This is a genomic window from Longicatena sp. 210702-DFI.1.196 (assembly GCF_020563125.1).
Lineage (GTDB): Bacteria > Bacillota_I > Bacilli_A > Erysipelotrichales > Erysipelotrichaceae > Longicatena > Longicatena caecimuris.
Window position 1 is genome coordinate 1 of record NZ_JAJCPX010000054.1, and the last position, 14529, is coordinate 14529.

14 protein-coding genes are annotated in these 14529 nt (G+C 38.1%); 13 read left to right on the plus strand and 1 reads right to left on the minus strand.

Annotation, left to right across the window (positions count from 1 at the left end):
- The first annotated feature begins 314 nt into the window (after positions 1 to 314).
- The 13 genes from LI241_RS14625 (at position 315) to LI241_RS14685 (ending at position 13425) form a co-directional block, all read left to right on the plus strand.
- Positions 315 to 1511 carry an ABC transporter substrate-binding protein gene (locus LI241_RS14625; protein WP_008690471.1) on the plus strand — a complete coding sequence of 399 codons (1197 nt, stop codon included), beginning with the start codon at positions 315 to 317 and terminating at the stop codon, positions 1509 to 1511.
- Between the two features lie 96 nt (positions 1512 to 1607).
- The gene (locus LI241_RS14630) at positions 1608 to 2489 is read left to right on the plus strand and encodes a branched-chain amino acid ABC transporter permease (protein ID WP_008690473.1); all 882 of its coding nucleotides are present in this window, start codon (positions 1608 to 1610) and stop codon (positions 2487 to 2489) included.
- A 13-nt stretch (positions 2490 to 2502) separates the two neighbouring features.
- Positions 2503 to 3459: a branched-chain amino acid ABC transporter permease gene (locus LI241_RS14635; RefSeq protein ID WP_008690475.1), complete on the plus strand. Its 957-nt coding sequence runs from the start codon at positions 2503 to 2505 to the stop codon at positions 3457 to 3459.
- Between the two features lies 1 nt (position 3460).
- Positions 3461 to 4237, plus strand: a complete 777-nt coding sequence (locus LI241_RS14640) for an ABC transporter ATP-binding protein (protein WP_008690476.1) — start codon at positions 3461 to 3463, stop codon at positions 4235 to 4237.
- Positions 4238 to 4239: 2 nt separating this feature from the next.
- Positions 4240 to 4944 (plus strand): ABC transporter ATP-binding protein, encoded by a 705-nt coding sequence (locus LI241_RS14645; RefSeq protein WP_008690478.1) that lies wholly within the window; start codon positions 4240 to 4242, stop codon positions 4942 to 4944.
- Positions 4945 to 4947: 3 nt separating this feature from the next.
- Positions 4948 to 5595 (plus strand): CBS and ACT domain-containing protein, encoded by a 648-nt coding sequence (locus tag LI241_RS14650; RefSeq protein WP_008690480.1) that lies wholly within the window; start codon positions 4948 to 4950, stop codon positions 5593 to 5595.
- Between the two features lie 654 nt (positions 5596 to 6249).
- Positions 6250 to 8412 carry an anaerobic ribonucleoside-triphosphate reductase gene (nrdD, locus tag LI241_RS14655; RefSeq protein WP_008690482.1) on the plus strand — a complete coding sequence of 721 codons (2163 nt, stop codon included), beginning with the start codon at positions 6250 to 6252 and terminating at the stop codon, positions 8410 to 8412.
- A gap of 11 nt (positions 8413 to 8423) precedes the next feature.
- Positions 8424 to 8951 (plus strand): anaerobic ribonucleoside-triphosphate reductase activating protein, encoded by a 528-nt coding sequence (gene nrdG, locus LI241_RS14660; RefSeq protein WP_008690484.1) that lies wholly within the window; start codon positions 8424 to 8426, stop codon positions 8949 to 8951.
- Between the two features lie 137 nt (positions 8952 to 9088).
- Complete coding sequence (locus LI241_RS14665) at positions 9089 to 10753, plus strand: hypothetical protein (protein WP_008690486.1); 1665 nt, start codon at positions 9089 to 9091, stop codon at positions 10751 to 10753.
- Positions 10754 to 10890: 137 nt separating this feature from the next.
- Complete coding sequence (locus LI241_RS14670; protein ID WP_008690488.1) at positions 10891 to 11034, plus strand: hypothetical protein; 144 nt, start codon at positions 10891 to 10893, stop codon at positions 11032 to 11034.
- Positions 11035 to 11043: 9 nt separating this feature from the next.
- Positions 11044 to 12096, plus strand: a complete 1053-nt coding sequence (locus tag LI241_RS14675; protein WP_008690489.1) for a suppressor of fused domain protein — start codon at positions 11044 to 11046, stop codon at positions 12094 to 12096.
- An 11-nt stretch (positions 12097 to 12107) separates the two neighbouring features.
- Positions 12108 to 12911: a pyrroline-5-carboxylate reductase gene (proC, locus tag LI241_RS14680; RefSeq protein WP_008690491.1), complete on the plus strand. Its 804-nt coding sequence runs from the start codon at positions 12108 to 12110 to the stop codon at positions 12909 to 12911.
- 238 nt (positions 12912 to 13149) lie between these two features.
- The gene (locus tag LI241_RS14685; protein ID WP_008690493.1) at positions 13150 to 13425 is read left to right on the plus strand and encodes a DUF3795 domain-containing protein; all 276 of its coding nucleotides are present in this window, start codon (positions 13150 to 13152) and stop codon (positions 13423 to 13425) included.
- Between the two features lie 106 nt (positions 13426 to 13531).
- Here LI241_RS14685 and LI241_RS14690 read toward each other — a convergent pair whose 3' ends face one another.
- Positions 13532 to 14362 (minus strand): XRE family transcriptional regulator, encoded by an 831-nt coding sequence (locus tag LI241_RS14690; RefSeq protein WP_227151397.1) that lies wholly within the window; start codon positions 14360 to 14362, stop codon positions 13532 to 13534.
- Positions 14363 to 14529 lie beyond the last annotated feature (167 nt).

Below are 14529 nucleotides of genomic sequence, written 5' to 3' on the forward strand. Positions count from 1 at the left end.
GAAACTCTATGATAATTTAGAGGTATCGCTTATCCCTACGATAATTTAGATATCCCTTTTTACTATCTTTATTCTTATTTATTACCAGGATTCATAAGTTTTTCAACCATCATGATATGAAAAAGAAATGGCAATTTATGGAAGAGTTGAGATGTTTTATGAGATGTCTTGTAATAAAATTAAAATGTTTCTGAAAATTATGAAAAAAATGCAGAAAGTGCTTGCAAAATGTTTGCATTGAGGTATAATAAGGATAATCAATTTCAAAAACGATGAATTTGAGGATATGGAAAATGTTAAAGGAGAGAATTGTTATGGGAAAAGGATTTAAGAAATTAATGGCCATGGCAGCAGTTTCCGCTATGACTTTGACAACACTTGTAGGTTGTGGAAGTGAGGATGCCGGAAGTGCTGGCGGCGGTGATACACTTAAATGGGGTGTCAATTATGAACAGTCTGGTACAGCAGCTACTTATGGTACCAGTCATGTAGAAGGTATCAAACTGGCAGTGAAGGAAATTAATGCAGCTGGCGGTGTTGATGTCGGTGGTACTAAGAAAAAGATTGAACTTGAAATCAAGGACAACAAAACAGATGATACCGAAATGCCTCAGGTATATAACACTTTAGTAGAAGATGGTAATACGGTGATCTTAGGACCAGCTATTTCATCACTTACAAAACAGGCCTTCTCGATGGCAGAAGAAAGTAAGATTCCAACGATTTCAGCATCTGCTACCGATGATATGGCAACTTTTAAAGCAGATGGCAAAACCGTACAGTCTTATGGCTATAAGATCTGTTACTCTGATTCCTTCCAGGGAAATGCCGTTGCGAAAGCTGCTATGGATAAAGGCTTTAAGAAAGTTATCGTTTATGCCGATAACTCCAGTGATTATGCAAAAGGTCTGACAAAAGTCTTCACAACAAAATTCAAAGAATTAGGTGGAACAATTGTTGGTACCGAAAATTATCAGAAGGGTGATAAAGACTTTACTTCCATTTTGACAAAAATCAAAAATAAAGATTTCGATGCTATCTTTGTACCAGGGTATTATGAAGAAGCTAGTCAGATCATCAAACAGGCTCGTGAAAACGGTATTGATAAACCAATCTTAGGACCTGATGGATTTGACTCACCTAAATTGAAAGAAGTTGCCGGTGCGAAAGCATTGAACAATGTATATTTCACAACACACTTCTCATTGAAAGAAAACAACGATAAGATCAGTAACTTCCTGAAAGCTTATAAAGATGAATATGGTAAAGAACCAGATACATTTGCAGCATTAGGTTATGACTTGGCTTATTTCGTTAAAGCAGCTACTGAAAAAGCAGGAACCGATGATCCTGAAAAAGTAAATACTGCAATTGCTGAATACAAAGACTTCACTGGTGTAACAGGAACATTCTCTATGGATAAGGATCACACTCCTATCAAATCTATTAAATTAGTATCATTAAAAGATGGAGAACAGGCTTCTGTTGAAAACGTAGACGTAACCAAGTAAGACTATGATGGAAGCACGTAAATAAGGTGAAAGAACACTTTCACCTTATTTGACGTTTTTAAGAAGAGTAAATTCGTATACGAAAGGGGTATAAATATGACAATATTTCTGCAACAGCTGATCAACGGATTATCCGTCGGAAGTATCTTTGCGCTGATTGCACTGGGATATACCATGGTCTACGGGATTATCAAACTGATTAACTTTGCCCATGGGGATATCTATATGCTGGGTGCCTATGTGGGATTCTTCGCCTCAACATCACTTGGCTTGGGCTTTTTTCCAACCATGCTGTTAGCTATGGTGATTTGTATGGTGGCAGGTGTCTTGATTGAGAAGATTGCCTATAAACCACTTCGCCATGCATCACGCATCACTTCACTGATTACAGCTATCGGTGTTTCTTTGTTTCTGGAATATGCCATGATGTACTTCATGGGACCAAACATTCGTACATATCCAGCTGATTTCTTCCCACGCGAGGTATATACCTTTGCAGGATTACAGATTTCTAATCATCAGATTCTGATCTTTGTGACATCGATCTTATTGATGATTGCATTGCAGCTGATCGTGAAGAAGACAAAGATTGGTAAAGCGATGCGTGCGGTATCTACAGATCCGGATGCAGCAGCTTTAATGGGTATCAATGTAAACAATACCATTTCCTTTACCTTTGCCTTAGGTAGTGCCTTAGCTGGTGCAGCAGGTGTTATGATTGGTATGTATTATAATTCTATTGACCCATTGATGGGAATGATTCCGGGCCTAAAAGCCTTCATCGCAGCTGTCTTTGGTGGTATCGGCATTATTCCGGGCGCTATGCTTGGTGGAGAAGCTATCGGTATCTTGGAAACCTTGGCAAGTGGTTATGGTTTCTCGATGATAAAAGATGCCGTTGTATATTTGATTCTGATTGTCATTTTAATCATCAAACCAAGTGGTTTGTTAGGTAAGAATGTCAAGGAAAAGGTCTAGGAGGTGTACGTATATGAAAAGTCAATTTACAAAACGTAATCTCATTTGGACAATCGTTGTTTGTGTAATCTTCAGTATCTTTCAGATTGCTATTAGTGGCAGAATGATTCCAAACACATATCAGGTAGCTATTATTACGATTGGTATTAATATTATTTTGGCGTTAGGCTTGAATTTGATTATCGGCTTTACCGGACAGTTCTCGTTAGGACATGCTGGGTTTATGTCTATTGGGGCATATTCGGCAGCTATCGTATTGGCGAAAATGCCAAACTTAACTGGTTTATTTGTTGGTATGCTGGTAGGTATGGCGATTACGGCTGTAGTTGCTCTGATTGTTGCCATTCCAACCTTGCGTTTACGTGGGGATTATTTGGCAATTGCCACTTTGGGATTTTCTGAAGTTATCCGTATCGCTATTCAAAATATGGAAATTACCGGTGGAGCAGCTGGCTTAAGTAATATTCCTAAGCTAACAACATTCCCTCTGGTATTTGTGTTTATTGTTATTTCGGTAATAGTAATTCATAACTTTATTCGATCATCCCATGGACGCGCTTGTATTTCCGTTCGTGAAGATGAGATTGCCAGTGAATCCATGGGGATCAATACGACAAAATATAAAACCTTAGCATTTGTCATTGGTGCTATGTTGGCAAGTATTGCGGGTGCTTTATATGCGGCTTACTTCTATGTTTTAAAACCTACAACCTTTGGTTTCATGAAATCTATTGATATACTGGTTATTGTAGTATTTGGTGGTATGGGAAGCTTATCCGGCAGTATCCTTGCGGCGATTGTTTTGGGTATCATCAACCTTACCCTGCAAAGCTATTCGGAAATCCGTATGATCCTGTATGCTTTAGCCATTATCGTGATCATGGTCTATCGTCCGCAGGGATTGTTTGGCAGTAAGGAAGTTACCGATTTTCTGCCAAAGAAGTGGCAAAAGAAAAAGGAGGTAGACTAAGATGCCTTTACTTTCTGTAAAAAAATTAACGAAAAACTTTGATGGTCTTTGTGCCAATTCTAATATTAATATGGAAATCAATGAAGGTGAATTGGTTGGTCTGATCGGACCAAACGGTGCTGGTAAAACAACCTTATTCAATATGTTAACCGGTGTCTATGTGCCAAGTGAAGGTAGTATTGAATTCACGAAAGATGATAAACCAATTAAATTAAACGGTATTAAGCCATATAAAATCACAGCTTTAGGTTTAGCTAGAACCTTCCAGAATATTCGTCTGTTTAAGGATATGACCGTATTGGAAAATGTTCTGATTGCGATGAATAAAGATGTTGATTATGGCGTTATCACTGCCTTGTTGCGTCTTCCTAAGTATTATAAGAGTGAAATCGCCATGAAGAAAAAGGCAATGGAACTGTTAACAATCTTTCATCTGGAAGATAAATGTGAAGAGCTTGCCTGCAACTTGCCTTATGGAGAACAGCGACGTTTGGAGATCGCTCGTGCGATGGCCGCTAAACCAAAACTGTTATTCCTAGATGAACCGGCAGCCGGTATGAATCCACAGGAAACTGCTGAATTAACAGAATTAATTCGCTTTATCCGTGATGAATTTCATATCAGTATCTTATTGATTGAACATGATATGTCTTTGGTCATGAATCTGTGTGAACGAATTTATGTATTAGACTATGGAAAAATCATCGCATCCGGTGTACCGGAAGAAATCAAATCCAATAAGCGTGTTATTGAAGCTTATCTGGGTGAGGAGGTATAGGCATGCTGAAAATCGAGAATCTGCATATTAAATATGGGGCAATCCATGCCGTAAAAGGCATTGATATTGAAGTTAATGAAGGTGAAATTGTTACCTTGATCGGTGCGAATGGTGCCGGTAAGACAAGTATTCTGAAAGCCTTGTCGGGCTTGGTAAAGCCAAGTGAGGGAACCATTACCTATGATGGCAAAGTATTGAACAAGAAGAGCGCACAGGATATAATGAAAGCAGGAATCTCCCATGTACCGGAAGGCAGACGTATCTTTGCCGATATGACAGTATTAGAGAACCTTGAATTAGGTGCTTATCAACGTAAGGATAAAGAAGGCATCAAGAAAGATCTGGAAGCTATTTATGAACGTTTCCCTATCTTAAAGGATCGTAGTAAACAAGCAGCAGGAACTTTATCCGGCGGAGAACAGCAGATGTTAGCCATGGGCAGAGCCTTGATGGCAAATCCTAAGATCTTATTGTTAGATGAGCCTAGTATGGGATTGGCACCCATTCTGGTAAAAGAAATCTTTAGTATCATCAAGGATATCAATGCCAAAGGGACAACGATTTTGTTAGTGGAACAAAATGCCCGTATGGCCTTATCCGTAGCTACCAGAGCTTATGTCATGGAAACCGGTAAGATTGTTATGAGTGGTACCGGACAAGAACTTGCGGATAGTGAAGAAATTCAGAAAGCATATTTAGGAGGATAAAGTATGTACGTAAAAAATCGAATGACAAAGAATCCAATATGTATTGATGTAAATGCGAAGATCAGTGATGTTGTCGACATCATGAGCGAAAAGAATCTGCACCGTATTCCGGTAGTCAGCGGCAAAAAATTGGTTGGCTTGGTTACGGAAGGCATGATCAGCAAGAAAGGTGCTTCTAAAGCTACTAGCCTGAGCATCTATGAGCTAAACTATCTATTGTCGAAAACAAGTGTGGATGCCATCATGATTCGTGATGTGATTACCATTCATGAGGATCGTTTCTTAGAAGATGCGGCACTGTTGATGTTTAAACATGATATCGGTTGTCTGCCGGTTGTCAATGATGACAATGAGGTAGTTGGTATCCTAACTAGCAACGATGTATTAAGCAGCTTCTTAGATATCCTAGGTTATCGTACAAGTGGCAGTCGCGTCTGCGTAGAAGTTAAAGATGAGCTTGGAACGATTGGGGAACTAAGTAAGATCTTTGTGCGCAACAATTGCAATATCACGCACTTAGGTGTGTATAATCAGCATAATGGATATTCTGAGTTGATTTTCCGTATTGATACATTCCAGACAGATAATCTGGAAAAGGATCTGACAGAAAATGGCTATAAAGTTTTAAGTATTACAAAGAATCCTGCATAGGGTTCTTTTCTTTTGCCTTTACTTACATGCAGGGGGCAAAGGTAAAATAAGGGAAGTCATAAAGAAAAAGATAGGATTATGGTCATTAACTGCGTATTTTGTATGTCTTGGTGTTGCAGAACTACGTATTATGAAATGTTTACTAATTTATGTGCTTAAATTATCCTATCAAAATGCAATTTAAAAAGCTCAAGAATACCCATAAAGATTAGGGTATCTTGAACTTATGAGATAACGAGTTAATTATTTCTTAGCTTTCTTTGTATAATATGAAATACCTATACAAGAGGCTATGATAGGAGTAGAAACAACCAAGGCATCAGCCGAATCAAATGGGGGTAATAATCAGGAAGAGGAGCCCATTTCTCCAGATCCTTTTTTTGACCGATACCTTCATGGGGGAAGCTCTTAAAAGTTAACGACATCTTTCTTTTTATGTTAATTTTACTACGATGATGATGTGAAAATAAAAAATATATTTTCATTCACAAAGGCTATTCCAAAAATAGAAAAGCGATGAACAAAGGCTTTCTTTTATTGAAAGTTTTCACTTGTGAAATATGGTGGTAAAGTTCTTTAGCATGATACTTTATTTTCTTCACTTTTTCCTATATAATGCTAAAGGATATTAGGAATGATGAAGAGGTGTAGTGTATGAATATCATAAAGAGAAGTGGAAAGGAAGTTGTCTTCGACGCATCAAAAATTGAGGATGCTGTCTGTAAAGCAAATCAAAGTGTCACCCATATTTACCAGATGAGTGGTGAACAGATTGCCCAGATTGTAACAAATGTAACGGCATATTGTCAGCATCTGAATCGCAGTGCTACCGTAGAAGAAATTCAAGATAAGGTAGAAGAAGAAATCATGAAGCAGTCAGCTTTTAAGGTAGCCAATAATTATATTACTTACCGATATAAAAGGGAATTGGTAAGAAAGTCAAATTCAACAGATAAACAGATCTTAAGTTTGTTGGAATTTGAGAATGAAGATGTGGCACAAGAGAATTCTAATAAGAATCCGACCATTTCCAGCGTACAGCGTGATTATATGGCAGGGGAAGTAAGCAAGGATATCACGAAGCGTTTTTTATTGCCTCCGGAAATTGTAGAAGCACATGAAAAAGGTATTATCCATTTCCATGATTCGGATTATTTTGCTCAGCATATGCATAATTGTTGTTTGGTAAACTTAGAGGATATGCTGCAGAATGGTACGGTCATTGGGGAAACGATGATTGAAAAGCCACATAGCTTTTTAACAGCTTGTAACATCGCAACCCAGGCGATTGCGCAAATAGCCTCTTGTCAGTATGGCGGGCAAAGTATCACCATGTCACATTTAGCACCGTTTGTACAGATCAGTCGGGAAAAATTCCAAAGGGAAGTACGTCGTGAAATGGAAACAACCGGGGTACAGGTAAGTGATGATATCATTAATGAAATTGCCGAGCTGCGAGTAAAGCGTGAAATCAAACAAGGGGTACAAACCATTCAGTATCAGGTCATTACGTTGATGACAACGAATGGACAGGCACCATTTATCACCATGTTCATGTATCTGAATGAAGTACCGGAAGGAAGACTGCGCGATGATTTAGCTTTGATTATTGAAGAAATGTTAAATCAGCGTATTCAAGGTGTAAAAAATGAACAGGGCGTTTATATTACACCGGCATTCCCAAAACTGATTTATGTATTAGAAGAAGATAATGTGAGCGAAGGCAGCAAATATTGGTATCTGACAAAATTAGCTGCAGAATGTACGGCAAAACGCATGGTTCCGGATTATATTTCGGAAAAGATCATGAAACAGTTGAAGGATGGTAATTGCTATACATGTATGGGATGTCGATCTTTCTTAACTGTATATAAGGATGAAAATGATGAATATAAATTCTATGGTCGTTTCAATCAAGGTGTTGTAACCTTAAACCTAGTGGATGTTGCTTGTTCCAGTGGAAAAGATATGAAGGAATTCTGGCGTATCTTAGATGAGCGTTTGGCATTATGTAAGGAAGCTTTGATGTGTCGTCATAATCGTTTAAAGGGAACACCAAGTGATGTGGCACCTATCCTTTGGCAGAATGGTGCTTTGGCCCGATTAAAGAAGGGAGAAACCATTGATAAATTGTTATTTAATGGATATTCCACGATTTCTTTAGGCTATGCCGGTTTATGTGAAATGACACGCTATATGACAGGAAAACCTCATACGGATCCAGAAGCTACTCCATTTGCGTTAGAGGTTATGCAGTATTTAAATGATGCATGTGCAAAATGGAAAGCTGAAGAAAATATTGACTTCTCTTTATATGGCACACCATTAGAATCTACAACATATAAATTCTCAAAATGTTTACAGGAACGTTTTGGCATCATAGAAGGTGTAACGGATAAAAACTACATAACAAATAGCTATCATGTCCATGTGACGGAAGAAATCAATGCATTTGATAAATTGACTTTTGAGTCACAATTCCAGAAGCTATCTCCAGGTGGAGCAATCAGTTATGTGGAAGTACCGGATATGAAGAATAATATAGATGCTGTTTTAGCGGTTATGCAGCATATTTATGATCATATCATGTACGCTGAATTAAATACTAAGAGCGATTATTGTCAGGTTTGCGGCTTTGATGGAGAAATCCAGATCATTCGTGATGAGCATAATAAGCTTATCTGGGAATGTCCACACTGTCATAATCGTGATCAGGATAAGATGAATGTTGCCAGAAGAACATGTGGTTATATCGGTACACAGTTCTGGAATCAAGGAAGAACACAGGAAATCAAAGAACGTGTCTTGCATCTGTAGGAGCAATCGCCATGTATTATGGAGCAATTAAAAAGTATGATATAGCCAATGGTCCCGGGGTCCGCGTTAGTTTGTTTGTATCCGGATGTACGAATCGCTGTGCGTATTGTTTCCAACCGGAAACATGGGATTTTACCTATGGACAGCCATATACAGAAGAAAGTGAACAAGAAATACTGCAGGCATTGGCTTCTCCTTATATTAAAGGCTTAACAGTACTTGGCGGGGAACCGTTTGAATTTGAAAATCAAAAAGAGCTGGTAAAGCTATTAAGAAAAGTGCGCAAAGAATTGCCGGAAAAAGATATCTGGTGCTTTACCGGTTTTACATTGGATGAGGATTTAATTCCGCAAGGGAAACGATATGGCGAGGATACCGATGAAATGCTCTCGCTTATTGATGTGTTGGTCGATGGACGTTTCATCGAAGAGTTGAAGGATATTACTTTACGTTTCCGCGGTTCCAGCAATCAGCGTTTGATTGATATGAAGAAAACCAGAGAGTGTCATCACATTGTATTAGTGGATGATAAAAGATAGTTTATGGGACTGTGAGTAAAGTTAATTTGCTCACAGTTTTCATATTGGCTTTGTGAAAAACTTTGATAAGAAAACTTTCTGTATCTTTTGTGATAAATATGATATAGTAAGTACTATCAAAAAGTGAGGTGCGTTACATGAAAAAATATATGTTATTTATCATACCGATATATCTGGTATATGTTTTCGGATATTTCTATGTCGTATTACCGCCATTAAACTGGCATGCGCCAGAGTTTTGGCAGTTTTTGATTTTTACCGTAGGACCAATCTTAGTTATCACCCTGATTTTCTCTTTAACTAATCAGGGAATGCATGCATTTGATAGATTAAAAGGTAAATTCATGAAGCAGGCGGTACACGATGCAACAGCGAAAACAAGCAATTGGAAAACTGCGGCAAAACTAAGTGCGATTGCGTTAGCTATTATGATTATCTTTCCTTTTGCGTCATCCTTAATCAGTTCAAAAATTTTTCACGCTAAAGAATATGCAAATCGTATTGCGGTGAAGGATGTAAAGTTTAAGGAAATTCCGGAAGTGGATTTCAAAAAGACACCCATCATCGATCGTGACAGTTCAATACGTCTGGGTGATAAGGTAATGGGCAATATGAGTGAATGGGTATCACAGTTTAATGTCAGTGATGAATATACGCAGATTTCTTATAAAGACAGTGTATATCGCGTGACACCGTTAACCTACAATGGTTTCATTAAGTATTTCAAAAATAAAGGGAATGGGATTCCTGCTTATATCACCGTAGATAGTACAAGTGGAAAAACATCTTTGGTAAAATTAAAGGATTTGGGATTGGATGGAATGAAATATGTTCCATCGGCAATGTTTAATGAAAATCTAATGCGTCATTTACGTTTCCAACATCCAACGGAAATCTTTGGTTCTCCTTCTTTTGAAATTGATGAAAAAGGAAGACCTTGGTATATCTGTTCGACCTATACCTATAAAGGGGTAGGGGCGAAGAAGAGTGTAACAGGAGCAATTTTCCTTGATCCGATTACCGGTGAAAGTACAAAATATGATAAAGGAAATATACCGACGTGGGCTGACCGTATTTTCCCTGAATCACTGGTTATTGATGAACTGGATGAAAATGGTAGTTTGCAAGGCGGCTATTGGAATTCCGTGTTTGGACAAAATGGTGTGACCTTAACAAGTGAAGGTTATAATTATTTAGAAAAAGATGGTGATATTTGGCTGTACAGCGGTATTACATCTGCCAATGCCGATGAATCTAACTTAGGCTTTGTGTTAGTGAATCTGAGAACCCATGAAGCGATGAAGATTGCGACCGCCGGGGCGAATGAAATCAGTGCCATGAAGAGTGCGCAATCCGAAGTGAAAAACTATGGCTATGAGTCTACTTTCCCATTATTAATTAATATCAAAGGCAACCCGGTATATTTAATGTCATTAAAAGACAATGGCTTGATTAAAATGTATGCGACAGTTTCAGCAGTTGATTATCAGAAGGTTGCGACCGTATCCAGTGATGAAGGTTTGGATGCCTTGTTTAAAAAGACTTTAAATCTGTTAGGTACGTCCAGTGACAATATCAGTGCCGAAAGTATGAAGACGGCAACGATTGTCGTGAAATCTATTGAAAAATTGAATGTGGAAGGAAATACCTTGTATTATATTCAGACAGAGAATAATGAAATCTTTAAGATTACCTTTACAACGAAATATGAGAATCAGCTGGTATTCTTAAAACCGAAGGATAAGCTGAACATTACTTATGTCGATACAGAAGGGATTAAAACGATTAAAGAAATTAAATAAGCGAAAAGTGGAGCAATCATTGAAATAACATGTTGAAAGCTCCACTTTTTGCTATGTCGGTACACTTGTGCATTCCATCCGCTATGCAAAACACTGTAATCACGTTTCATATGATGAGTAAGATGAGAAAGAGATCGATGATTCTATTAGAATACAAACAGAAAGCTCATAAGATACTTAGCAATGTGATGTATCTTTTAACAAGCAAGCGTCCAATGGCTAATTTCGATGAACAGCTGTTCATCGTCTGCGATATCTTGTATAATAATAGAGAGAAATAGGAGGCTGTTATGGAGCAAATAAAAGAAGAAAGTTTGGCGTTTTCACAATCACCGTTATGTCCGCTTGCGGCAGATGTACTTAGTGATGGTGAAAGCATCTATTTCTATATGTATGATTTGGATTATGAACAACAGCGTTTAATTGTCCGCAGTGCCTGTTGGGTCAAAAATCTGAAAGCAGCACCGGATGCGTTTGATCAGGATGCGATTGCTAAAGATCATCAGCCCATGCTGCCAAAGCAATTTTTGCAGGATCCAACAGATATTGCACCTTGGGATAAAGACAATATTGAAATTGTTTGGAGCAAGGAAGGGCATATCGCAGCGTTATATTATCAAAAAGAGCTTTACAGTGTTATCCCAAGTTGGGCTGATGCAAAAAACTTTAGTGGTTATACCCGTAATTTGAAACAAAATACGATGGTAGGATGGAAGCTGATGGATGCCTATGAAGCTTTAGCACCACGCATGCAGGCGGGAAAGACTTTCTGGGCACAGGAATTTAATGAGGTGTGGAAAGCATATCATACACCTTACTTTGAAGATTTGTGTAAGCTTTTCGGTAAGGCAAGCAACTGTTATGATTTGCATAAGGATCAATTTCCAAGCCGTCTGTTAATGACCTTTGAAAAGGATGAAGTCCTATATGCATTTACAATTGGTGTGGGAATGTTTGCGATGCCCAATGCGGATCGCTATTATGATGATTATGAATCTTATGCGCGTAGTGAGTTTGCTATCGCCTTAAGAAAAGATGTATATAGCGCAGATGAGCAAATCAAAGTCTTTTCAAGAATTGCCGGTTTATGCGAGCTGCCTTGGAAACAAATGGATTGTCTGGCTGATCAGCATACCTTGGATATGCAGCTTCATGATACGTCGTATTGTATGTTGTTAGATGATGATCATTTTGCTGATGCTTTAGCTTTATCAATTAAAAAACAAGGTGTCCATCTGACATGGATTCATCCAATTACGCAAGAAGAGTTTAAACAAACAAAGGATGAACAGCAAAAAGCTGTTTTATTGGGAAAACTGATACAGGAACCCCATACACGATAGGAGGAACACATATGAAAACAATTGGATTTATTGGCTGCGGCAATATGGGAAAAGCTATGGTAGAAGGCATTATGAAGGCACAGTTGGTGGATGGCGATCATATGATCGTCAGTAATCAGCATCCAGAAAAACTGGAAACATTAAGCAGAACTTATGATTTATATATCAGTGATAATGAAACCGTAGCCTGCAATGCGGATATTTTATTTCTTGCTGTCAAACCGCATATGTATGGCAAGATCATTGAAGAAATACGAGAGCATGTGAAACCGAATGCAATCATGGTGGATATCGCTGCCGGTGTTACCTTAGCTGATCTGTATGCGATGTTTCATCGTAAGGTGAAAGCGGTGAAAGCAATGCCCAATACCCCTGCTTTTGTTGGTGAGGCAATGAGTGCACTAGCGTTTGGAGAGATGATGAGTAAGGATGATAAAGAAGATATCGTTGATATCTTTGAAAGCTTTGGACAATGTGCGGAAGTACAGGAGTCAATGATGGAGGCGGTAACGGTAGTCAGCGGTTCTTCACCGGCATACATGTTTATGATTTTGGAAGCTATGGCAGATGAGGCGGTGTTAGAGGGCATGCCGCGCAAAGATGCTTATAAATTTGCGGCACAAGCCATGCTTGGTTCTGCTAAAATGTTATTAGAAACAGGGAAACATCCCGGCGAGCTGAAAGATATGGTTTGTTCACCGGGCGGTACGACCATTGAGGCTGTCATGAAAATGGAAGAAAAAGGTTTGCGTAGTACCATCATGGAAGGTATGCGAGCTTGTGCGGATAAAAGTCGTAAGATGACAAAGAAATAATGAAAATAGGGATCATATCAGATAGCATCCCTTTTTTGATGCTTGTGACTATGTTCCCTATGTAAGGTGTTTGATCGACAATAAAAGCTTATTACCTTTGCTAAGTTTGATAATTAGGTAATGTTTAGAAAGGATATGTAATCATGTCCTTTTTTTACATGAAATCATAGCATTTATCTCTTATACTATAAGGGAAGAAAGGATAGGTAATGATGATGTCATTACGGTGGTGATGAAGATGATAGAATCAAGATGTGGTATCTGTTGTAGTAAATGTGAATTTCAAAATACAATGCATTGTGTCGGGTGTTTACAAATTACAAAACCATTTTGGGGAGAACAATGTCCGGTAAAAAACTGTGTTGAAGAAAAAAAGCTTACTCATTGTGGAGAATGTGCGCAATTTCCATGCACCTTAGCAAAATCTTTTGCTTATGATGAAAAGCAAGGAGATCAGGGAGAACGTTTGCGCAATTGTCAAAAATGGCATGCGATGCAAAGCGAAAAAGGTTAGAGAACAATCTATTCATATGTAGAAATCACTATACATGAAAAAGAGCCGTAGAATCACTTATACGGCTCTTTCTCTAGTAGGTTGCCGCCTGTAGCAGCAGCCGCATTTAACTGTTTTGTATCTTCTTATACAATGCTTGAAATTCTTCTTCCTCTCTTAAATAATCCAAATCTTTATCGTCTAAGAGCTGTAACAGTTGTTCCTTTCGCATAATGGTAGGTAGGCTGTTTTTATCCAATGCAATCTTTTGAAACCAAAGTGTTTGTTTCAACAAAGCTTCTTTGCGTTTTGCCATCTCATCCCAATGCAACAACATATCCACATAGCGTTTTACATAATACAAGGCTTCTTGTTTATCTTCATAATAACCTTCTGTAATCGGCATAAAGGAAATATCCTCTTCCATATGAAAGATTGTTTGTAGCGCCTTTAGTAGATCTAGATAGGCTTTAATTTCTTCCTTCTTATGTGTGTTTCGGGCAATGGTTGCTAAGGACATTATATTCATGCAGATGGCATGATAATGCTGATATAATTGTTCCTGCAATAATTTGTTTGCCTTTACATAATCCTTTTGCATTAAGTAAATGCTTGGCAACATGGACATTGGATCAAAATGCTTCGGAAAGCTCTCTAACAGTTGCTCGGCTTTTTCATAATTTTCTTCCATCATATAAAAATTCACAAGGAAGGTAACAGCTTCTTCTTTGATAGGATCGCTGGTACTGTTGATGAGTTCTTCACATAGTTCTTTTGCAAATGTTTGATAGACAGTACCATACTTTTCACCACCGAACATCATGACATACATCGTATTTGACGCAATGCGCAATTTCAGCAATTCACTGTTTGGGTAGGTATATAACAATTCTTTCGTATAGGCAAAAGCTTCTTCAAAAGGAACGCTTTGATACATTTCTAAAGCTTTTTTTGCCATTTTTACAATTTCTTCTTTACTTGGTTCATTTTTAAAATTAAGTAATTCGTCCGTACTCACATGGAAGATTCGTGCTAAAATAGGAAGAAGAGTAATATCGGGATAAGATAGATCCGTCTCCCTTAGTTAAAGATATGAACCCTATTTATCAGTCTACTTTTCCAATA